The organism is Novosphingobium rosa NBRC 15208, assembly GCF_001598555.1.
Classification (GTDB): Bacteria; Pseudomonadota; Alphaproteobacteria; order Sphingomonadales; family Sphingomonadaceae; genus Novosphingobium; species Novosphingobium rosa.
On sequence record NZ_BCZE01000101.1, the window covers coordinates 1 to 22164 of the forward strand.

General features: G+C 64.0%; 19 protein-coding genes and 1 pseudogene. 11 read left to right on the top strand and 9 right to left on the bottom strand.

Features of this window, described 5'->3' with window-relative positions:
- Positions 1-189 precede the first annotated feature (189 nt).
- Positions 190-1386 carry a TetR family transcriptional regulator gene (locus SR3_RS32275; protein ID WP_218018893.1) on the bottom strand — a complete coding sequence of 399 codons (1197 nt, stop codon included), beginning with the start codon at positions 1384-1386 and terminating at the stop codon, positions 190-192.
- Positions 1387-1623: 237 nt separating this feature from the next.
- Here SR3_RS32275 and SR3_RS27135 point away from each other — a divergent pair, with 237 nt between their 5' ends.
- Together SR3_RS27135 and SR3_RS27140 are read left to right on the top strand one after the other, a co-directional pair.
- Positions 1624-3273, top strand: a complete 1650-nt coding sequence (locus SR3_RS27135; RefSeq protein ID WP_068093444.1) for a family 43 glycosylhydrolase — start codon at positions 1624-1626, stop codon at positions 3271-3273.
- A complete protein-coding gene (locus SR3_RS27140) occupies positions 3270-4214 on the top strand; it encodes a nucleoside hydrolase (RefSeq protein WP_157099148.1) in 945 nt (314 codons plus the stop codon). Before SR3_RS27135 ends, SR3_RS27140 begins: the two co-directional genes overlap by 4 nt.
- Positions 4215-4255: 41 nt before the next feature.
- Here SR3_RS27140 and SR3_RS27145 read toward each other — a convergent pair whose 3' ends face one another.
- The 5 genes from SR3_RS27145 to SR3_RS27165 are packed head-to-tail and all read right to left on the bottom strand — an operon-like array spanning position 4256 to position 8173.
- Positions 4256-4696 (bottom strand): nuclear transport factor 2 family protein, encoded by a 441-nt coding sequence (locus SR3_RS27145; protein ID WP_245654123.1) that lies wholly within the window; start codon positions 4694-4696, stop codon positions 4256-4258.
- Positions 4693-5079: a C-glycoside deglycosidase beta subunit domain-containing protein gene (locus SR3_RS27150; RefSeq protein WP_068093450.1), complete on the bottom strand. Its 387-nt coding sequence runs from the start codon at positions 5077-5079 to the stop codon at positions 4693-4695. The genes SR3_RS27145 and SR3_RS27150 overlap by 4 nt, the downstream gene beginning before the upstream one ends.
- Position 5080: 1 nt before the next feature.
- Complete coding sequence (locus tag SR3_RS27155; protein ID WP_157099149.1) at positions 5081-6016, bottom strand: alpha/beta hydrolase; 936 nt, start codon at positions 6014-6016, stop codon at positions 5081-5083.
- Positions 6013-7023, bottom strand: coding sequence for a sugar phosphate isomerase/epimerase family protein (locus SR3_RS27160; RefSeq protein WP_068093455.1), 1011 nt, complete (start codon positions 7021-7023; stop codon positions 6013-6015). Before SR3_RS27160 ends, SR3_RS27155 begins: the two co-directional genes overlap by 4 nt.
- A gap of 1 nt (position 7024) precedes the next feature.
- Positions 7025-8173, bottom strand: coding sequence for an MFS transporter (locus SR3_RS27165; protein WP_245654124.1), 1149 nt, complete (start codon positions 8171-8173; stop codon positions 7025-7027).
- Between the two features lie 388 nt (positions 8174-8561).
- Here SR3_RS27165 and SR3_RS27170 point away from each other — a divergent pair, with 388 nt between their 5' ends.
- The 7 genes from SR3_RS27170 to SR3_RS27200 all read left to right on the top strand — a co-directional run bounded on the left by SR3_RS27170 (position 8562) and on the right by SR3_RS27200 (position 16859).
- Positions 8562-10811 carry a TonB-dependent receptor gene (locus SR3_RS27170; RefSeq protein WP_084455963.1) on the top strand — a complete coding sequence of 750 codons (2250 nt, stop codon included), beginning with the start codon at positions 8562-8564 and terminating at the stop codon, positions 10809-10811.
- A gap of 114 nt (positions 10812-10925) precedes the next feature.
- Positions 10926-11843 (top strand): LysR family transcriptional regulator, encoded by a 918-nt coding sequence (locus SR3_RS27175; protein WP_068093497.1) that lies wholly within the window; start codon positions 10926-10928, stop codon positions 11841-11843.
- Between the two features lie 74 nt (positions 11844-11917).
- A complete protein-coding gene (locus SR3_RS27180; RefSeq protein WP_068093459.1) occupies positions 11918-13033 on the top strand; it encodes an FAD-dependent oxidoreductase in 1116 nt (371 codons plus the stop codon).
- Positions 13034-13052: 19 nt separating this feature from the next.
- The gene (locus SR3_RS27185) at positions 13053-13955 is read left to right on the top strand and encodes a VOC family protein (protein WP_068093460.1); all 903 of its coding nucleotides are present in this window, start codon (positions 13053-13055) and stop codon (positions 13953-13955) included.
- A 5-nt stretch (positions 13956-13960) separates the two neighbouring features.
- On the top strand, positions 13961-15118 hold the full coding sequence (locus SR3_RS27190) for an alpha/beta hydrolase family protein (RefSeq protein WP_068093466.1): 1158 nt from the start codon (positions 13961-13963) through the stop codon (positions 15116-15118).
- Positions 15115-15900 carry a cyclase family protein gene (locus SR3_RS27195; RefSeq protein ID WP_068093471.1) on the top strand — a complete coding sequence of 262 codons (786 nt, stop codon included), beginning with the start codon at positions 15115-15117 and terminating at the stop codon, positions 15898-15900. Before SR3_RS27190 ends, SR3_RS27195 begins: the two co-directional genes overlap by 4 nt.
- Positions 15900-16859 carry a fumarylacetoacetate hydrolase family protein gene (locus SR3_RS27200; protein WP_068093475.1) on the top strand — a complete coding sequence of 320 codons (960 nt, stop codon included), beginning with the start codon at positions 15900-15902 and terminating at the stop codon, positions 16857-16859. Before SR3_RS27195 ends, SR3_RS27200 begins: the two co-directional genes overlap by 1 nt.
- Positions 16860-16920: 61 nt before the next feature.
- On the opposite strand, the gene SR3_RS27205 is transcribed toward SR3_RS27200, so the two are convergent.
- Genes SR3_RS27205 through SR3_RS27215 form a run of 3 tightly spaced genes read right to left on the bottom strand, consistent with a single transcriptional unit; the run spans position 16921 to position 20923 of the window.
- The gene (locus SR3_RS27205) at positions 16921-19245 is read right to left on the bottom strand and encodes a beta-glucosidase (protein WP_068093479.1); all 2325 of its coding nucleotides are present in this window, start codon (positions 19243-19245) and stop codon (positions 16921-16923) included.
- A complete protein-coding gene (locus tag SR3_RS27210) occupies positions 19242-19811 on the bottom strand; it encodes an NADPH-dependent FMN reductase (RefSeq protein WP_068093483.1) in 570 nt (189 codons plus the stop codon). Before SR3_RS27210 ends, SR3_RS27205 begins: the two co-directional genes overlap by 4 nt.
- 11 nt (positions 19812-19822) lie before the next feature.
- Positions 19823-20923, bottom strand: a complete 1101-nt coding sequence (locus tag SR3_RS27215; RefSeq protein ID WP_068093486.1) for an LLM class flavin-dependent oxidoreductase — start codon at positions 20921-20923, stop codon at positions 19823-19825.
- Positions 20924-21277: 354 nt separating this feature from the next.
- Here SR3_RS27215 and SR3_RS27220 point away from each other — a divergent pair, with 354 nt between their 5' ends.
- Both SR3_RS27220 and SR3_RS32545 read left to right on the top strand, forming a co-directional pair.
- A complete protein-coding gene (locus SR3_RS27220) occupies positions 21278-21934 on the top strand; it encodes a TetR/AcrR family transcriptional regulator (RefSeq protein WP_068093488.1) in 657 nt (218 codons plus the stop codon).
- Positions 21935-22047: 113 nt separating this feature from the next.
- Positions 22048-22164 (top strand): annotated as a pseudogene (locus SR3_RS32545) (sugar phosphate isomerase/epimerase); the annotation flags it as partial.

Below are 22164 nucleotides of genomic sequence, written 5' to 3' on the forward strand. Positions count from 1 at the left end.
CGCATGCCGCGCGGTTGTGCCAAGCTGGAAGCGGCCGAGTAAGTTTTTGCCCTGCGCGTCGTCGGCAAAGCCGACGGCGCAATCACCGCTGCGTTTTGGCTGCTGCGCTGAACATCAAGCGCAAGGCAGACATGAAAGGGATTGCAAAGGGCAATCGCCCTTTGCCCGCCGGAGGCTGCTTCCTCCCCCTTAAGCCTGCTCAAAAACCCACAGCGGCAGGCCGAGCAACTGCGCGATCCGGGTCAGATACCCCCGCCCCAAACTGCCGCGGCTTTGGGGTGAGAGATCGAACCCGTCCCGCTGCATGCCAGCGAGCAGATCGGAGAACAGGGCGGCGTCCAGCGGGGAGACGACGATGTCTGGCCCGGCCAGCAATTGCAGGATTTGCCCGCTGGTGCGCCCGCGCAGATAGCGCAGTTGGGGGGCGAAGGGCTGGAAGTCGGGCGTGCGGGCGGTGGCCAGCATCAGCTCCTCCAGCGCCAGGCGATGCGTATGGTTGAAGAATTCGCCCGTGAGTTGCGGCACCAGCTGAGCAAGCTTGTCGGCATCGAGCAGCGGCGCAACGGACTGAACGGCATCGGGGCTTTGCTGTGAAATCCGGTGGTAGATCGTCTCGAACGCGCCGCGCAGCAGATCGACACTGGTGCGAAAGCGGCTGGAGACCATGCCCAGCGACACGCCGGCCGTGGCCGCCACCGCGCGATGGGTGAGTTTGGCGATGCCGCGCTGCTCGACCACATCGGCGGCGGCATCGGCGATGCGGCGGGTGGTGTCGTCATGTATCGCGAGGTCGGGGGAGGTGGCCAGCGCCTGTTGCCGGGCGCGGCTGCGCCAGGGGCCTTCGCTGACGAGCTTGCCCGAGAGCCATGTCGCCCAGCCATGGCACAGATCATCGAGGCAGGCGCGATCGAGGATGCGCCGCCCGGGCAGCATATGGAGGGCCGCCTCGCCCTCGAAGACGAAGCTGGTCAGGTCGCCATAGGGGGCGAGGCCGCAGTGCTCGCAGACGTGCTGCCAGAAGCCGCGCCACAGGGCGCGCCAGCCTTGCCAGCAGGGGATGAAGCGGGGATCGCGCTGGGCCAGCAGAAAGCCCTCGCGCCAGGCGAAGGCGAGGCGGCGCTGGGCGTGGGTCCATTCGTCGATCACGGCGGCCATGATCGGGGCGAGATCGCCCGCGACAAGCGTTCCATCGCCGTGGTCAGGCAATTGCTCCAGCTGGCGGGCGCACCATTGCCGGGCCTGATCCATCGCGTCCTCCTGGGCCATCAGGAAGACGTCATCGAGCGATGGGAAATGATTGTAGAGGGTGGAGATCGGCGCGCCCGCATTCTGGGTCAGGCTGCGCGCCGAAATGGCCGCATGTCCGATGTTTTCCCAGAGATTCATGACCGAATCCACCAGCCGCTGCGATAAGGGCTGCGCTTCCCGGGGCACTGACGTGTTGTTCACCTTATCCGCCTCAAGTCCCGCACAATCAGCTGTCGCGGTGATGGGAACGTCCGCGATGACGCAGTTGCCATAGACGTTCCGTTCTTGCGATACAAATGTTGCTTCGCGGGGAGGGGCTTGCGCTGTACCTTGATCTATCTAGAATGATGATTCTATAAAATTCGGGAGACGATCATGCCAAGCCGCCGTCGCGTACTCACGACTTTCGGGGCCACCCTGGCCTCGGGCACTTGCGCCGCCGCGCTGTCCCCCATGGCGCAGGGCGCAACCGCCGGGCCCGCGCCGAAATCCACGCCGCATTGGGGCAAGGGACCGGAAGGGGAGCGCCGTGCTGACCTTGGCAATGGCTGGTATCGCAACCCGATCATGGCGGGCGATTATGCCGACCCATCCGTGCTGAAGGATGGCGACGATTACTACATGACCCATTCCAGCTTCGATGCGGCGCCGGGGCTGATCATCTGGCACTCGCGCGATCTGGTGAACTGGCAACCCATCGGCCCGGCTTTGCCCAAGCCTTTGGGCACGGTTTTTGCCGTCGATATCGCCAAGCATGACGGGCGGTATTATATCTATATCCCCTTCATGAAGGCGCCATGGTCGCAGGGGCTGGCCAGTTTCGCCAACATCTATGTCATCCACGCCGACAGCATGGCCGGCCCGTGGAGCGAACCCATCGACATGAAGATCGGCGGGCTGATCGATCCCGGCCATGTGGCGGGCGAGGATGGGCATCGCTACCTCTTCCTCTCCGGCATCAACCGCGTGCGGCTGAGCGCGGATGGCCTTTCCACCGCAGGGCCGGTCGAGAAGGCCTATGATGGCTGGCGCTATCCCGATGACTGGGTCACCGAGGGCTATTCGCTGGAGGGCCCGAAACTGTTCCGGCGCGGGGCGTGGTTCTATCTGGTCTCGGCGGTGGGGGGCACCTCGGGCCCGGCGACGAGCCATATGGTGATCGTGGCGCGTTCGAAATCGGTGCTGGGGCCTTGGGAGAACTGTCCGCACAACCCCATCGTGCGCACGCGCAGCGACAAGGAGGCGTGGTGGTCGCGCGGCCATGCCACGATGGTCGAGGGGCCGGGCGGCAAGTGGTCGATGGTCTATCATGGCTATGAGAATGGCTATCGCACGCTGGGCCGCCAGACCTTGCTGGAGCCGATGGCATGGGGCGGGGATGGCTGGCCGCGCGCGCTTGGTGGGGATCTGTCGATGGCGCTGCCGATGCCGACCGGCAAGCCGGGCGGGCCGCATGGCTTCCTGCGCTCGGATGATTTTACCGCGCCCGATTTCGGCACCCGCTGGAGCTTCTATGGCGCCGCGCCGGGGGAAATTGCCCGCGCGCATGTGGGAGGCGGTGTGCTGGAACTGGCGTCAAAGGGCAGCAGCCCCGCAGACTGCTCACCTTTGACGCAGACCGTGGGCGATCATGCCTATGAGATCAGCGTGGTGGTTGAGCCTGTCGATGGCGCCGAGGGCGGGATGCTGCTGTTCTATGATGACCGGCTGTTTCTGGGCCTTGGCATCAATGGCCAGCATATGACCACCTGGCGTGGGGGCCATCGCAGTTTCTGGCAGGAACCGGCGCCTGCCGCACCCAGGCTGCATCTGAAAATCGTCAACGATCGCAACATCGTGACCTTTTTCTACAGCCTGGACGGCAAGGCGTGGACGCGGCATGGAATCCGCAGCGAGGTTTCGGGCTATCAGGCCAATACGGTGGATGATCTGGCCTCATTGCGCCCGGCCTTGTATGCCAGTGGCAAGGGCAAGGTGCGCTTTTCGACCTACCGCTTTCGCGCTCTGACGGAGGAGCCGGCATGATGTTGTCGCGGCGCATGACGTTGGGCGGCGCTGTCGCGCTGGCCTTGCCGGGGCGGGTTCTGGCCGATGCCGTCATTCCGCAGCGGGCCTCGGCGCGGGTAATCATCGACAATGATTTCGCGGGTGATCCTGACGGGCTGGTGGCGCTGGCCCATCAATTGCTGACGCCCAAGACGCGCGTGGTTCTGGCCACCAGTTCCACGCTGGACCCGAAGATGTCTGGCGGCATTGCGGGCGCGGCGGCAGGAGCCAAGCTGGCGCTGGAGCTGATGCGACAGGGCGGGATTACGCCCGTGCCAGTCGAGGCTGGCGCAGAAAGCTTCGGTGATGGCGCGGCGCAGATCACGCGCGCGGCTCATGCCATCGTGGCCGAGGCGATGCGCGATGATCCGCTGCCGCTGTTCATAACCTGCGGCGGTCCGCTGACCAACATTGCGGCCGCGCTGCGTCTGGAGCCGCGCATCGCCAAACGCGCCACTTTGGTGTGGATCGGCGGCGGGCGTTATCCAGAGGGCGGCTGGGAGTATAATCTCAACTGCGATCTGGCCTCGGCGCGGCAGGTGATCGAGCGGTCCGCCATCCCCTTGTGGCAGATTCCGCAGAACGCCTATCGGCTGATACAGATGTCCAACGCGGAGTTGCGGCTTCGGATGGCGGGCGCCTCGCCCTTCGGGCGCTGGCTCTATGCGCAGTTCACCCATCCGCCCGAATTTATCGATGTTGGCGGAAGCTGGCCGCTGGGGGATAGTCCCACCGTGCTGCTCACCGCGATTTCGCAGGAAAGCAGCATGTCCGTGGAGCGCCTCGCGCGGCGCATCCTGCCCGATGGGCGCTATGGCGAAGAGATCGCCGGGCGCAACATTCGCGTCTTCGAGACGCTGGATGCCCGGCTGACCTTCGAGGATTTCCTCGCCCTGCTGGCATTGCGCCAACAGGGCTGAGGGGCCTGAAGCATCGTGCGAAAACGATGCGACCACAAAACCTAAAACATCGGGTGCGAATTGGCTGCCTTTTCAGGCACAAGCTGGATCGCATCCCAATGTTCGACGATCTTTCCGTCCCTCATGCGATACATATCGAAGACCGACGCGCCGCGCGATCCCGGCGTGGGAATGGCATGGATGTGGATCACCGCCATATCGCCATCGACGAGGATCTGCTCCACGGTGAAATGCTTGGCCGGATCGGCGAACATCGTGGCCAGGGCGGCCACCGCAGCATCGCGGCCATCGGCGATGCCGGGGTTATGCTGCACGTAATCTGGCGCAACATAGGTTTCGAAGGCCTGCTTCACCTTGCGCTCGGTGTAGAACAGGCGGGCGAAATCCCTGATGATCGCGCGATTGTCCGGATCCACCGGTTTGGCCATGGCAGGGGCGGCGATCATCGCGGCCCCCAGCACCAGAGCAGGCCAGACCTTCACAGGCTCACCACCTTCTCGTCATTGTTGAACGAGGGGAAGGGCAGGTAGGAGACGCGCAGCTTCTGCTGGAAACCCAGCTTGTGCTCGCCCGCAGGAAAGCCGCCGGGATGGGCCACTGCAATGGTCGCGGGGGTGCCGAAGGGCCAGCGGCGATCATAGGCGGTCTCCATCGCGTCGAGCGTGATGGGGCCTTCCCCCTCGTCGAAGGTGACGGCCTCCCGCGCCACGGCGTCGCCGTCGATCGAGACGTTGAGTTCCTCGATCATCGAAAGGCCAAGGCCGCGGTAATAGCCCAGCTTGGCTTCGAAGGCGAAGCCGGTGGGGGCTTCGGCGGGGCCGATGTTGCGCAGCGAAGCGGCGTCGATCAGGAATTTGTCGAACATGTCACTCTCCCCGGCGTGTCGCGCGGTTCATGTCCAGCCAGCGGACGAAGGAGTCCAGCCAGCCGGCGGTTGTGGTGCCCGGAGCGCCCAGGCCAAAGCCATGGTGTCCGGTTTGAAACAGATGGAACTCGACCGGTCGATGCGCCTTGTGCCAGCTTTCGATCAGGCCCAGCGTCCCCGGCGCCATCAGGAAGTCATCGTCGGCAATCGCCACGAACATCGGTGGGGCATCGGCGGGAACATCCCGCGCCACCATCTTGGGATAGATCGGCGCGATGAAGACCGGCCTTTCGCTGGCAGGCAGTTTCAAGGCGGCGCTGATCGTCAGGAAGGCGCCTGCCGAAAAACCCATCATGCCCACGCGGCTTTTGTCGATGCCCCAGTCGTCGCCATGGGCGCGGACATAGACCAGAGCGGCGCGGGCGTCCTGCAGGCTGAAGTCGGGCGTGTCCTCGGGCGGGCGGATGGTGGTGGGCTTGCCGCTTCGGCCCGCGATCATCTCACGCATGAAGGTGCCGAAATCGGCGGGCGTGGGCAGCACGCGATATTTCAGCACAAAGGCGGCGATGCCCCGCGCGGCCAGCGCGCGGGCGACATCATAGCCCTCATCCTGAATGGCCAGCCCCAGAAAACCGCCGCCCGGCGCCACGATCACCGCCTCGCCGGTGGCCAGATGGCGTGGAGGCAGAAAAGGCAGCAGCGTGGCCTGCTGGATGTTGCGTACCTGCAGGTCACCGGTCTGGCGCAGCCAGCTTTCGGGCGGGGTGTTGGTGGCGTGGGGGGAGGGCAAAGTGATCTCCCCCTCCAGATGCGGCGCGTTGGCCGGGGCGAAGAGCAGAGGCTGCTCATGCGCCTGCCCCTGTGCCCCGGCAGGCAGTGCCGCCGTTGCCGTCCACACCCATGCCATCGCCCCGGTGAGGAGGCGGAGCTGTTTCATGCGACAGCTCCGATGTCGGCTTCGGCTTGCGCGATCAGCTTTTCGAACATCACATGCTGGCGGCGGACCTGCTCGCGGCTGTCGACATCCTCGACGTCCTGAATCCAGCGGTTGCCTTCATATTCGGACGAGAGCGTGCCTTCCCAGCCGGCCTTCACCAATTGCGGGATCACCTCGTCATAGGCGATCGAGGGGTCGGTGCAGTCGGGCGTCATTTCGTAAAATTTCGCCTGAATATGGCGGAAATAGGGGGCGAAATCGGCGATGCGCCTGGGGTTGGCGAAAGGCGCATGGCGCAGGGTTTCGGCCATGGCCACCTCGGCCTTGTTGCCGCCCATCTTCACCGCCACCTCATAGATCGTGTATTCGCACATGATCTTCTGCTCATGGCTGTCCACGATGAACTGGGCCACCTCGGGCCGGGCGCCCTGACGCTCGAAGCGGCCCCGGAAGGCGGGGGGATAGTGCTTCATGAAAATGCCCATATCCGGCAGGATGCCCAGATGGCTGGTCTTCAGGCGGTCGGCCACCTCGATGGTGCGCAGAATCCAGGCGTGGTCGAGATACCACGGCGCATGGACTTCCACGCCCAGATGCACGTCATACTGCTCGGCATAGGGGACGCATTGTTCGAGGATGTCGGGGCGCACGAAGATCAGCACGCGCATGTTTTTGATGCCAAGCCGGTTGCACAGCTTGATGTCGCGCACGATGCTGGCGACCTGCTCCGCGTCGCTCATCACCTCGCCCTTGCGCAGCTTGGTGTCGAGGAACATGTCATAGCAGGTGAAGTGAGCGCCGTGGCGCGCCAGCCGGTCCTGCCATTCGCCGATCTGCTGGTCGCTGATGTTGGGGAAGGTGGGCATGTTCTGCTCGGGCAGGATTTCGATGCCCGGGGCGCCGATGCTGGCGGCGAAACCCACCACATCGTCCAGATTCATCGTGCCGAGGAACAGCTCTTCCTGAAAGCTGTAGAGGCTGACGCCCCGCTTGATCTTGGAGGTCATGTTATTGTCCCGAAACAGGGGCCGCGCGCCGCACGAGGAAGGGCACGATGGCGGTGAAGATCAGGCCGCAGATCCCTGCCACCACGAAGGCGCCATGCATGGTGCCCACATTGCTGCGGATCAGGCCGACCAGCAGGGGGGAGGAGAACTGGCCAAAGAAGAAGCAGGCGGTCCAGATGCCCATGCCGCGTCCACGATGCTGGAAGGGCAGATAGGTCTGGGCCCAGGCGATCAGCGTGGGCACGGCCATGCCCGCGCCGGTCTGCTGCAGCGACATGCCCAGCACCATGCCGCGCCAGTCATGCGCATTGCCGATCAGCAGCAGCCCCGCACCCAGCAGGGCGAAGAAGCAGGTGAGCTGCGCGCGCGCGCCCCAGCGTCCGGTCAGCCAGAAGATGGCCGCGCCCAGCATTACGAAGAGGCTGGGGATGGTGGTCAGCCGGCCGATGGTGGCGGAATCGGTGTAGCCGATCTCGCGCCAGACCAGACCGCCGTTGATGATGAACACATAGTACAGCGCCGAGCCGACCAGCGTCACCCCGCCGAACAGCACGACATGCTTCCAGGGGAAATCCTGCGTGCTCTGCCCGATGCCCAGCATGCGGCGCACGGTGGTGTCCGAAGCGGGTTCGTAAAGGAAGGCGAGCGCGGCCAGAAACACCGGGAAACCCAGCGCATAGATCAGGAAGATCGAATTCCACTGGATCGCAGTGAGATAGCCCGAAAGCAGGATCGAGAAGCTGCCGAGGAAAGGCCCGGCCAGCCCCTGAAGGGTCAGCCAGTTGCGGCGGCCCTTTTCATCCCAATAGTCGCCGATCAGCGTGTTGAGCGTGGTGAGGATCGCCGCTTCGGTCACGCCCAAAGCCAGACGCGAGGCATAGACCGCATCGAGGTTCTCAAGGAAGAAGGGCGCCATGCCCACCACGCCGTAAGCGGCGGTGGAGATCAGCAGCAGGCGCCGCCGCCCGAAGCGGTCGACCAGCAGGCCCATGAACAGGGCGATGATCGCGATGGTCAGGCCGGGGGCCGAGACCATGGCGGGCACCTTGATCATGGCCTGCGGGTCGGTCTTAATGAAGTGGTCGATGATGGCGGGCACCGCCGGGAACATCGAAACGATGGCGACGATGGGCAAAAAGCCCGCGATCACAACGGTCAACCCCTGAGCGAGGCCGGGCTGCCGGGGGTGGGCAGCGTGAGATGCGTGGGCCGTTTGGCCCGATATGACGGTGTCGGACAACCGAGGCTCTCCCGATTCGCGGTGGACCGCGTTATTTAGAACAATGATTCTGAAATGGGCGGTTCACCGCTGATTTGTCAAGCCTTGAAGCGCAGCGTGGCGACGAGGCGTGCAGGGCGGCCACCTCTATGCTGCGCAGCATGGCGCGCCGTTGCGCAAAGGTGACAGGGGGCCTTGCAATGACGCATATCAAATTCAGCCCGTTGACATCGCCCGCCGGAAGGATAAATCAGAATGCACATTTTGATTCCGAATAGCTGCCATCGACGAATCGCAGCATCGGCTTAGGGAGACTGCAATGGCTTACCGTATGACGGCGGCGTTTCTGCTCGGCACCTCTGCTCTGGCTTTGCCTGTAACGGCGCTGGCGGCGGCTTCCGCTCCGGCTGCTGCCGAGGATCAGGCTGGCCGCAATGACGGCAAGAGCGACGACAGCATCAAGGAAATCGTGGTTACTGCGAACCGCAGCGAAAGCAGCGCGCAGAAAACGCCGATCGCTCTGAACGCCTATTCCGGCGGCGATCTGGCGGCCAAGGGTGTGTCGAACGTGCTGGCGCTGGCCACCGTGGACCCCAGCATCAACGTCTCGACCAATGGCGGCGCTTCTTACGTGGCCATTCGCGGTATCGCCTCGACCGACGTGACCGAAACGGGCGATCCTTCGGTGCCAATCTCGCGCGACAATTTCTTCACGAACCGTTCCTTCTCCATCGGCACCTCCATGTATGATCTGGAGCGTGTCGAGGTGCTCAAGGGGCCGCAGGGCACGCTGTTCGGGCGCAACTCGACCGGCGGTCTGGTACAGGTCATCACGCGCAAGCCGGGCAAGACCTATGGCGCCGACATCTCGATCGAGGCGGGCAGCTATCATGCCATCAAGACCGAAGTGGGCGCGGACATTCCGGTGAGCGACAAGGTCCAGCTGCGCGTCGCGGGCTTCCAGAGCTATCACGAGGGGTATCGCAACCTCGACCGCGTGGGCGGGCGTGGTGACGACGACAACACCAAGTCGGGTCGTATCTCGCTGGCGTTCCAGCCGTTTGAAGGCTTCACCGGGCTGGTCCAGTATCAGCATGACGATGTCGACACCACCGGCGATGTGGCCATGAAGCTGCCCTTCGGTCAGGCCTATACCGGCCAGCAGGTGGTGCATTTCCCCAATTACGTCACCACCTTCAACAAGCTGGTGGGTGACCGTGTGCGCTGGGAATTCAGCTATGACCTGCCTGCCAATCTGACGCTGTTCTATGCGGGCGGCTTCGATCACCAGAAGTGGCGCCATGCTCTGGACGCCACCTCGATCGACTCCACTGGCGCGATGGCGGGCAACCCCGTGCAGTTCCGTCAGGGTGAGAACCCCAGCACCTGGAACCACGAGGTCCGTCTGGCCACGCCGCAGAACGGCAAGCTGACCGCGCAGGTGGGCTATTTCCACTTCAGCGAGCACAATGGCAATCTGGACAGCGGCCTGTATGAAACCGCCGGCACCTATGCCAACAACTATCTGATTCACTTCCTTTACGACACCAAAACCACCTCGGATGGCGTGTTCGGCCAGTTCGGCTGGCGCCCGACCTCGACGCTGCATGTCTCGGCGGGCATGCGCTACACCTGGGACAAGAAGGAGCGCACCGGCAACGCCTATCTGCGCTGCGATATCGCGGGCATTCCGGCCTTCCTGTACGGCGTGGTGGGTTGCGCAGGCGCCCAGCCCACGCTGACCACGCCCGGCAACGGCAATGTCAGCGAGAGCAAGCCAACCTTCCACGCCGGTGTCGACTGGACGCCGGGGCCGCGCTCGATGGTCTATGCCAAGTTCGACACCGGCTTCAAATCGGGCGGTTTCAACTCGAACGGTTCGGCGCCTTCGGTCAACTATGGTCCTGAAACACTCAAGGCCTGGGAAATCGGCACGAAGAACAAGTTCCTCGATGGCCATATCCAGTTCAACGCCGACGCCTTCTACCAGACCTACAATGGCTATCAGGCTTCGCAGAGCACCTCGGTGATTTCGGGCGGCGCGTCGGGCGTGTTCAACGTCGGTGCGGCTGAAATCTATGGCGGCGAGGCGCAATTCATTGCTTCGGCCGGTGGTGCGCGTCTGGATCTGAACTCCACCCTGCTGCATGCGCGCTTCACCAGCAATTCGGTGATCGTGAAGGGTGACGACAGCACCTCGGTCAACCTGCAGGGCCGCCACCTGCCCAACGCGCCCGATTTCGTGCTGACGGCGGGTCTGGAATATGCGCTGGCGATGGGCAATGCCACGCTGACCCCGCGTATCGAGCTGAAGCATTCGTCGAGCTATTATTTCTCGGCCTTCAACGATCCCGATACGCGTCAGGGCCAGTTCAACACGCTGAACGCCACGCTGACCTTGAAGCCCGCGCTCAAGGGTCTGGAGATCGCGGCTTTCGTGCGCAACCTCACCAACAAGACGGTGCTGGCCAGCGCGGCGGAGACCTTCACCACCACGCCCAATCCGATCAACGCCTATGAATTCCAGCCGCCGCGCACCTTTGGCGTGCGGGTGACCGGCAAGTTCTGATCAGCGCCCCTCTTGCTGATCCCGAACTGGGGCAGGGTATCACCCCTGCCCCTTTTTGTTCTATTGAGCCAATCAGCAGATGAACCGACATGCGATCTGTTCTATGGATGGATCATGCGCTTCCGTGGTCTCGATCTTAATCTGTTGGCCGTCTTCGACGGGCTGATGCAAAGCCGCTCCGTTTCGGCGACGGCGCGGCATATGAACCTCAGCCAGCCCGCCATGAGCGCGGCTCTGGCCCGCTTGCGCGACTATTTCGGCGACCCTCTGCTCGTGTCGCATGGCAAGCGGATGTATCCTACGGCCTTTGCCGAAAGCTTGCTGCCTCAGGTGCGCCACTGCCTGAGCGGGATCGAGGCTTTGCTGGCCACCTCCGCCGCTTTCGATCCGGCGACATCGCAGCGCAGTTTCCGCATCGTGGCTTCGGATTATCTGGTGGCGGCGGTGATCGCGCCGATGCAGGAAAGGCTGGCCATCGAGGCGCCCGGCATCCATCTGAAACTCAGCTATCCCGATGAAAACACCGGCCATCTGCTTGACGATGGCAAGGTGGATCTGGCGATCAACCCGAAGGAATGGCTGGCCCCCGACAATCCCGCTGAACTGCTGTTCGAGGAACGCCATGTGGTGGTTGGCTGGATGGGCAATCCGCTGCTGGATGGGCCGCTGAGCGAAAAAGCCTTTCTGGAGGCGGGCCATGTTTCGGTGGCGATTGGCGGGCACGTCAATGCCTCCTTTGCGGACCGCCATATGGCGCTGCTGGGCAAGCTGCGACGGGTCGAGGTGGAGGCGGCCTCTTTCGCCACTCTGCCCTGGCTGCTGGTGGGCACCCAGCGCATCGCGGTGATGCATGAAAGGCTGGCGCGAGTCGCCGCGCGGCTTTTCCCGATCCGCATCCAGCCGCTGCCCTTTGCATTCCCGGTGATGGAGGAGCATGTGCAATACCATCACACGCGGGCACAGGATGAGGGGCTGGGCTGGATGAAGGCCAAGCTGCGCGAAGCTTCTTCCATCAATATTTATGATCGATGATGATCCAAACAATAAAGTTTGTATATTGATATGGGCTGATATTCTCTCACCGCATAATCAGGCGGAGAGATGGTTTGAAAGCGCTGAACATTCTTGTCGTGGGCGGCGGCATTGGCGGCCTGACGGCAGCCATCGCCCTGCGCGCGCATGGTCATGCGGTTACGGTGATCGAGCGCGACCCCACATGGTCGGTCTATGGCGTGGGGATCATCCAGCAATCCAACGTGGTGCGCGCGATGGACCAGCTCGGTCTGCTGGACGATTACCTCTCGGCGGGCGTGGGCTTCGATGCGGTGGAGATTTTCCTGCCCAATGGCGCGAAGATCGCCCGCGTGCCCACGCCGCCTTTGGTGCCGGGCAAGCCTGCCAATGTCGGCATCGGGCGCGCTGCGTTGCACAAGGTGCTGGGCGATCGCACCAAGGCCAGTGGGGCGCAGGTGCGTCTGGGCCTTACCGCCGATACGCTGGCCGATGATGGAGAGGGCGTCGATGTGCTGTTCTCCGATGGCAGTCAGGCCCGCTATGATCTGGTGATCGGCGCGGATGGCGTCTATTCGCAGACCCGCAAGGCGATCTTCCCGGACAGTCCCGATCCCGAATTCACAGGGCAGGCCGTGTGGCGCTACAACTTCCCGCGCCCCGCTGATCTCGATGTGCTGCAGGTCTATAACGGCCCGACCGGCGTGGGTCTGGTGCCGGTCTCCGAAACGCTGATGTATATGTACGCCACCACGCCCGAGCCGGGCAATCCACGCTATCCGCGCGAGGGCCTGGCGGCCACCATGCGCGGCAAGCTGGGCGGTACCGCGCCCGCCATTCAGGCGCTGGCCGAGCAGATCACCGATGATGAGGGCGTGGTCTACCGTCCGCTCGAAGCGCTGCTGGTCGAGGGGCCGTGGCACAAGGGGCGCGTCGTGCTGCTGGGCGATGCCGTGCATGCCACCACGCCGCATCTGGGGCAGGGCGCTGGCATGGCCATTGAGGACAGCATCGTGCTGGCCGATGAACTCAGCCGCGCCGAAACGCCCGAGGAGGCCTTCACCGCCTATCGCGCCCGCCGGTTCGAGCGCTGCGCCTATATCGTGCGCGAAAGTCTGGCCATCTGCCACGGGCAGATCGGCAAGGGGCCACCGGTCGACAACGCCAAGGCCACCCATGCGATGTTTGAAGTCGTGGCGCAGCCCGTTTGAATTTCAAGGAGTTACCATCATGAGCCGTGTGACCGAAATCCGCTATGTCGGCTATGGCGTGCCCGATCTGGCCGCCGAGCGCGCCTTCTACAACGATCAGTGGAAGCTGGTCGAAGTGGGCGAGCAGGACGGCATGATCCATTTCGCCGCCGAGGGTGGCACCGAGCACCATGTCGTCCGCCTGCGCCAGAATGAAGACACGCGCATCGATGTGATCGCTCTGGCCGCCGACAACAACGCCGATGTCGATGCGCTGCATGAGAAGATCGCCGCCACCGGCGCGCGCATCATCTTCGCCCCGCGCGAACTGGCGACGTTGGGCGGCGGCTATGGCTTCCGCTTCTTCAGCCCCGATGGTCTGCCGTTTGAAATCTCCGCGGGCGTGGCGCGTCGTGAACCCCGCGGCATCGCCCATTGGGAAGGCATTCCTCAGAAGATCAGCCATATCGTGCTGCACTCGCCTGACCATAAGGCGCTGGTGGCGTGGTTCTGCGATGTGCTGGGGTTCAAGGTCTCCGACTGGCTGGGCGACTTCATGTGCTTCCTGCGCTGCAACGATGCCCACCACCGCTTCGCCATTCTGCCCGGGCCACCCTGCCTCAACCATGTCGCCTATGATATGGTCAGCGTGGATGATATGATGGTGGGCATCAACCGCCTCAAGCAGGCGGGTACCGATCTGCGCTGGGGCCCGGGGCGCCATACGGCGGGCAACAACACCTTCAGCTATTTCACCACGCCCGCCGGCTTCGCCGTGGAATACACCGCCGACCTCGACCACGTCGATTTCGAGACGCATGAGGCCAAGGTGCATATTCCCGGCCCGAAGGTGATGGACCAGTGGGGCATCGGTGTCGGCGGTCCGCAGACCATGCCGCATCCATACCCCGACAAGGGCCTGTTCCAGCCGGTGGAGGCGTAACGCTCGTGGCTTTGTTCGAATATTTCCCGAACTATATCTGGAACCTGTCGGTCTCGATCGCGATGGAGTCGGGCGCGCAGATCGGTGAGATCATCGATATGTGCCAGCCCATCAAGGATGCGGCGGCCAGCGGCGCGGATGCCGGCACCCCCGCCTTCATGAAGCAATGGGCGGCGATGGGCGACAAGCTGGTGGACCTCGCCGCCGAGGATGAGGCCAAGGGCCGCCTGATCAGCGCCAGCAACAAGCTGGAGCGGGCGGCACTGTATCTCATCACCGCCGAGCGCATGCAGGGCCATGGCCATCCGGGGCGCCAGGAAACTTACGCCAAGGCTCTGGCCACGTTTGAAAAGTCCACCAAGCTGGGCAAGATCAACCGCGAGCGTGTCGAAATCCCGCTGGAAACCGGTGTGATGCCCGCACTTTACACCCGCGCGGAGGGCGAAGGCCCGCATCCGGTGGTGGTCTATTGCAACGGCCTCGATAGCTGCAAGGAGCTGCTCTACTGGTCGCGCCTGCCCGCGGCGCTGGCGCGGCGCGGCATCTCCACCCTTTGCGTCGATCAGCCCGGCAGCGGCGAGACCTTGCGCCTGCAAGGGCTGCCTGTCGATCCGCACAGCGAGCATTGGGCCAGCAAGGCTGTCGATTGGCTGGAGGCCCGACCCGAGGTGGACCCCAAGCGCATCGGCATGACGGGCATCTCGCTGGGCGGCCATTTCGCGCCCCGCGCCGTTGCCTATGAACCGCGCTTTGCCAGCGGCGCCTGCTGGGGCGCCAACCACAACTGGCTGGAGGTGCAGCACAAGCGCATGAAGCGCGAGGGCGAAAACCCCGTGCCGCATTACTGGGCGCATGTCTTCTGGGCCTTCGGCGCGACAGATATGGACGACTTCCTCGCCAAGGCCGAGGGGATGAACCTCAACGGCCATATGGATGGCGTGAAGGTGCCCTTCCTCGTCACCCATGGCGCGCAGGATCGCCAGATCAGCGTCGATTACGCCCATGACTGCTACAACCAGCTGGTCAACTCGCCCCGCCGTGAGCTGAAGATCTTCACCGCCCGCGAAGGCGGCGTGGAGCATGTCGGCGCCGACAACATGGCCTATGGCCGCGACTATATCGCCGACTGGTTCGCCGAAACTCTGGGAGGGAATGTCGCATGACCCGCCGCTTTATCGACCTGTCGATCACCCTGTGCAACGAGGTGGTTTCCGACCCGCCCTTCATGCGCCCTGAGATCACCTATCAGACCCACAGCGAGACGGTGGCCGAACTGGGCCATTTCTTCCCCGGCGTGGAAGCCAGGGACACGCCCGATGGCGCCGGTTTCGCCGCCGCCGAATGGGTGAAGCTGACGACGCATAACGGCACCCATCTCGATGCGCCCTGGCATTTTCACCCCACGATGGATGGCGGCAAGCGGGCCATCACCATCGATGAGGTGCCGCTGGAATGGTGCTTCCAGAATGGCGTGAAGCTGGATTTCCGCCACTTCCCCGATGGCTATGTCGTCACCGCGCAGGATGTCGAGGATGAGTTGAAGCGCATCGGGCATGAGCTTCAGCCGCTCGATATCGTGCTGGTCAACACGGCGGCGGGCGGAGCGCTGGGGCGTCCCGATTTCGTCAATGTCGGCTGCGGCATGGGTTATGAGGCGACGATCTACCTCACCAGTCGCGGCGTGAAAGTGACCGGCACCGACGCCTGGAGCTGGGATGCGCCTTTCGCCCATACGGCGGAAAAGGTGAAGGAAACCGGCGATACCTCGCTGATCTGGGAAGGCCACAAGGCTGGGCGCGACATCGGCTATTGCCACCTTGAAAAGCTGCACAATCTTGAGGCGCTGCCCTCGCACGGCTTCACGGTCTCGTGCTTTCCGCACAAGATCAAGGGCGCCTCGGCGGGCTGGACCCGCGCCGTCGCCATCATCGAGGATGCGGATTGATGCGCCTTGCCACGCTGAACAATGGCAAGGCGGATGGCGAACTGGTGGTGGTCTCGCGCGATGGCGAAAGCTATCTTGGCGCGCCGGGCCTCACCATGCTTTCTGCCATCGAGGACTGGGATGCTGCGGAGCCGATGCTGCGCCGCATGTCCGCTCTGGTGGAGCAGGGTGCGGGAGGAAGGCTGGATCACAGCCGTCTGCTGGCGCCTCTGCCGCGCTCATGGCAGTGGCTCGATGGATCGGCTTTCCCGCAGCACGGGGAGCTGATGCAAAAGGCCTTCAACCTCCCGCCCATCGAGACCGACCGCCCCCTGATGTATCAAGGGCTGTCGGATCGCTTCCTGCCCGGCCATGCCGATGTTCCCCTGCCCAGCGAAGCAGACGGCATCGATTTCGAGGGTGAATTCGGCGTGATCGTCGATGCGGTGCCGATGGGCACCAGCGCCGCCGATGCGCTCCGGCACATCAAGCTGGTGGTGCTGATCAACGACTGGTCGCTGCGTGCCATCGCCCCCATCGAGATGAAAACCGGCTTCGGCTGGGTGCAGGCCAAGCCCGCCTGCTCGGTGGCGCCCTTCGCCGTCACCCCCGATGCGCTGGGCGAGGCTTGGCAGGAGGGCCGCGTCCATCTGCCGCTGGAGGTGACGTTGAACGGCCAGTGGTTCGGTCATCCCCATGGTCGTGAGATGCAATTCGGCTTTCACGAGCTTGCCGCCCATGCCGCGCGCAGCCGCGATCTGGTGGCGGGCACGGTGATCGGCTCGGGCACGGTGTCGAATGCGGATTACGCTGTGGTGGGCTCCTGCTGCCTGTCGGAACGCCGCGCCATCGAGATGATCGCAAACGGCGCGCCTGCCACGCCTTTCATGCATCATGGCGACCATGTGGCGATGCAGGCTCTGGCGCCGGAGGGTTCACCTTTTGGCGCAATCGGGCAAAAGGTGTCGATCGCCGGCTGACTAGCATCGATGCCGCGCAAAAGTGAGGGCGGTTGATCGGATCAACCGCCCTTTTCAGGCTTTAGAGGGCGAGGGTAAAGACCATGTCACGGCTGCTGCGGCCGCCCGAGACCTGCACATCGCCCTCAAGCTGCTGCCAACCATGCTTCCAGATGCGCAGCATGCGCGGTTCGATGGGCACGAAGAGATCGGCCTCTTCGCCCGGCGCCAGATGGGCCTTGGCGAAACCGATCAACGCGAATTCGGGCTGATGGCGATAAAGCTGCACCACCTCGCTGCCGGGGCGGTTGCCTTCATTGCGCAGGCGCACGGTGACGCCACCCTCGGCAGGCGTGGCCGACAGCCATGCGAAGTGCGTGTAGCCTTGTCCTTCGCCAAAGGCATAAAGCGCATCCACACCTTTTGCGGCCAGGCCGCGATAGCCGATGGCGATACCCTCGCTGTAAGGCAGATTGCCGTCGGCATCAGGCGTGAGCTCGAGCGCGGGATAGTCGCTGTCCTGCCGGGCCAGCGTGACGGGCAGGCGACCGCCCGGCTCACGCACGCCGGTCAGCACATCGGCCAGAGCGGGGCCGAAGCCTTCGCCGGGATACCAGGCCAGCAACAGCGCGTTGGCCTGCGCGCTCCAGGTGGCATCGAAGGCATGGCCGACATTGGCGACGATCGCTGTGCGCGGATTGGCGGCGCAGACAGCCTCGATCAGGCGGATCTGGTCCTCGGGCAGGCGTGTATCGGGTCGGTCCTTGCTCTCCACGCTGGAGTCCGAGGTTTCGCCCACCATCAGGATGACGGTATCGGCCTCGCGCGCGGCTTGCACGGCGCGCTCCAGCATGGCCTGAGCGCTGTCCGGACCGCGCACGCCGTACCACAGGCCGTGGACGCGGGCGCCGTCATAGTGGAACTCCACTTCCACCAACGCCTTGGCCCCGGCTTCCAGATGCAGCGTGGCGCTCTCGGCATCGCCGCGTTTCAGGCTGCCCATCACGTCGCGGGCGGCCATCTTTTCGCGCTTGTCGATCAGCGTTTCGCCATTGACACAGAGGCGCACCATGCCGGTGGCCCCCGCGTAGAAGCGATGTTCGCCGCTGGTTTCGGCGGTGAACCAGCCGCTGGCGCGGATGGCGGCGGGGGCGTCGAAAACGCCCTGATCGTGGACGCCCACGAACCACACCAGCGAATTGGTGTCGCGCGTTTCGCTGCTGATCGGCGGCTGGCTCATGTCCGAGCTGGCGAAATACTCCACCGTCATGCCGCGCATGGCATCGCCCGCAATCGGGCTGACCGGCATGGCGGGCAGGCGGGGCTGCGGATCGACGCCGGGCTCATAGACCAGCCCCGGATAGGCCCGGCGCAGGGCTTCGAGCGGGCGAATGGCCTCGGGCGAGAGCGCGATCTTGGCGAAGGTGCCGCCCTGATAGCAGGGGTTGGCGGCATTTGGCCCGATCAGCGCGACCTTCCCGCCGGGCGCGAGGGGAAGCAGGTGCCCCTCGTTCTTCAGCAGCACCATGCCAGCGGCGGCAGCTTCAATCAGCACCGCCTCGGTGTCGAGCGCGGGTGCGGCTTTCTCGCCACCGAAGCGGCGGGCAGCATGGGCCACACGCTGCGCAGCATCGGCAAGGCGTTCGGCTTTGGCATCGCCATGTTCCACGGCAGTCAGCGTATGTGCGCCCATAAAGCGCGCCGGGCCGGGCATTTCCAGATCGAGGCCGCCGTTCAGGCTGCCCAGCGTGTCATGGGTTCCGAACCAGTCGCTGATGAGCGGGCCGTCGAAACCCCACTCCTGCTTGACGATGGTGGTGACATGGCTCTGCTCGGCGCAATAGGTGCCGTTGAGGCGGTTGTAAGCCGTCAGCATCGCCCCCGCGCCCGCCGCCGCGCAAAGCTCGAAAGGCAGCAGATAGACTTCACGCAGAGTGCGCTCATCGACCACGGCATTCATATGGTCGCGGTCGGTCTCGCTGTCGTTGCAGACCATATGTTTGGGGCAGGCGCCGGTGCCGGTGCTTTGCAGCCCTTGCACCCATGCCGCGCCAAGCGTTCCGGCCAGCAGCGGATCTTCGGAAAAATACTCGAAGGCTCGTCCGGCCAGTGGGCTGCGCGCCAGATTGATGTTGGGCGCCAGCACCATGTCAACGCCACGCGCCACCGCTTCCCCGCCGACCAGCGCACCGACGCGCCGTGCCAGATCGACATCGAAACTGGCCCCCAACAAGGTGGCGCAAGGTGAAAGCAGGGCGACATCGCGCTCATCCACCCGCCCGCTGGCGATGCCCATCGGGCCGTCGCTGAGGGTGAGGGAGGGGATGCCCGCCTCGGGCACGGCGGCGGTGGTCCACATGCTGGCTCCGGCCGTAAGCCGGGCCTGATCGGCAAGGGGTAATGTCATGCGGGGATTTTCTCCAGAGAGAAGCTCATGATCTGGCGGGCCATCAGGGCGATTTGCGCGGCGATGCCGTCATCCACCAGCGCGCCATCGGGGCCGAAAGGCTTCTGTTCGATGGAGTTGATGGCAAGGCCCACCGGCGTCGGCCAGCCGCGCATGGCGTGCACAATGCCGCGCAGCGCGCCAAGCGTGACGCCGCCCGCCTGCCAGCCCGCCGCCGAGACGATCAGCCCCACCGGCATGCCGTCCCAATAGACGCGGGCATCGGTGCGCGTGTCTTCCAGCAGGTCGATGGCGTTCTTGACCAGACCCGAGAGGCCGCCATGGTAGCCGGGCGTGCCGATCACCAGCGCATCGGCCTGACGAACGGCCTGGACCAGAGCGGTCTGTTCGGGCGTGCGTTCCGGGCTTTCGGGGTTGAAATGGGGCAGGGCAGCCAGCGCGGGACCGTCGAACATCCGGGTTTCGGCACCCAGTGCTTCGCAAGTGGTCAGCACGCTGCGGACCAGCCGTTCGCTGGAGGAGTTGGGGCGGAAGGTTCCGCCCAGACCCACAATACGGCGCGCCATGACTTGCCCCGTCACTTCTTGAATGCCGGCATGACATGCTGCGACAGCAGGCGAAGGGTCTGCTCGCCATAGGCCAGGCGCTGCTCGGTCAGCGGCCCGGTGGTGGTGCCGCACAGGATGTTGCCGATGCCCAGATCCTGATAGGGCTTGAGATGCTCGATCACCGTTTCCGGCGAACCATAGAGGCACCAGGTGCCGATCCAGTCGTCGGTCAGGGCGTTGGGGGTGCGGTCGGTCTTCTTGTTGGCACTGTCGGCCTCGGCGCGGGCGTTGAATTCGGCTTCGCGTTCCACCGCGTCCTGATAGGAGCGCAGGATGACCTCCAGCTCCTCGCGGGCCTGTTCGTCGGTCTCGGCGACATGGACCACCTGATAGGTGTGCGTCGTCCAGTCCAGCGCGTTGCGCACAATCTCATCGCTGTGGCCGGCCTCGGTCAGAAAGCCCTTGTAGATGTCGAACCACTTTTTCACATGGGTGAAGGGCTCGGTGCCGCCGATCTTGGGCGGGGTGAAGGCGGGGATGAAGGCAGGCCAGCCGTTGACGGCGGCGCGGCGGCTGCTCGCTTCCTTCATGGCCACCGGCATCAGGCGCGCGTGGCCCTGCGTGTAGGCGGCAGGCGCGATGCGTTGCAGCACGCGGCCCTTGTGCGGCCCGTTCTCGAAATCGATGGCCGGGTCTTCCATCGCCTTGGCCCAGAGCTGCTCGGCCAGTTCGAGGTTACGCTCCGAAACGGCGCCCGCATCGCGGTAATCGACACCGAAGCCGATCATTTCCTCAGGCGTGGTGCCGCTGCCGATGCCGACCAGCAGCTTGCCGTCGGTCAGCTGGTCGAGGATGTTGATGCGCTCCACAAAGCGGATCGGGTGATGCAGCGGCACCGACACCACCGAAAAGCCGAAATGCATCTGAGGCAGCTTGGCGGCGAGATAGGAGGCGAACATGAAGCTGTCGGAGGCCACCGGCATATAGCCGTTGAAGTGGTGGTCCGGCAGGAAGATCGCGTCGAAACCCTGAGCGGCGGCGCTGGAGGCGTGCGCCGTCAGATTCTGGATCAGCCCGCGATCCTCTTGCGGCGACATCGAACGGGCATTCAGAAAGACCGAAAAGCGCATGGTAGTCCTCATGGGTTGAAGCTTTGAAAATCTTGTGTCGGGATGGGCGCGGACAGGCATGCGGGGCAGCAAGGCAGGGCGCCGGACGGGGCCGGCGGCGCTTGCGATGTCTCTCCCCAAAGCCGTTCGTGACGGTCACGACATATTATCAGAATTACTATTCTAATTTATCGGAGGGTGCAAGCCCCGTTTTTGCCACCGTTTTTGTGTGATTGGCGCGGAGATGGCTAGGACATCGCCATCGCAATGAGGGCCGCCACGTTGGAGCGACGCCATGAAAGATAAAAGTAGAATTGCGATTCGATTTTGTCGAGTCCCGGTTGACGCGGGACTGTCATTTGCCGACAAGGCCGTATGAACAAAGATGTCGGCCTTGCCACCGCCTTGCGTGCGCCCGTTCAGGGACGCAGCAAGGCCTCGTATGAACGGATGCTCGCGGCGGCGGAGGCTCTGTTGGTCGAGCGGGGCACAGACGACTTCACGCTGCTTGAGGTGAGCAAGAAGGGCAAGGTCTCGATCGGTTCGATCTACAACCGTTTCGAGAGCAAGGATGCGCTGCTGCATGCCGTGCAGTTGCGGGTGCTGGATCAACTGGACCGCACCATGTACGCGCGCATCGGCGAGGCGCGGGCCGGCCATGCCGCGCTGCCATCGCTGGTGGTCTCGCTGGTCGATACGTTGGCCGAGACGCTGCGTGAGTTCGGGCCACAGATGCGCCCGTTGATGGCGCGGGCTTCCACCGATGCGATGGTGGCTTCGGTGGGCAAGGCGTCCTATGTGGGCACAGCCAATGCCATCAAGGAGGCCTTGCTGGACCATCGCGACGAGATGCGGGTGAAGGATCCGCAGCGCGCCGTGGATAGCACCTTCCGTATCCTTTATGCCTCGATTGCCCGTTATCTGGGCTTTGGCACGATCAGCACCTCGGCCTGGGAGGGCGACTGGGCGGTGCTGAAATATGATCTGGCGCAGATGATCGCCGCCTTTCTGATGAGCGATGCGCTGATCTGAGCAAATCCTGCGGTTGCGCCGGATTTGAGTCATTGACTCTCCATGCATTTGGCTCATTATTAGAATGAAAGTTCTGATAATGCTTTGCGAAGAATCGCCAGGCGGGGAGAGACATGAAAACCATCAAGGGGCCAGGCATTTTCCTGGCACAATTCCTCGGCGATACGGCGCCTTTCAACACGCTGTCGGGCCTGGCCGACTGGGCGGCGGGTCTGGGCTACAAGGGCCTG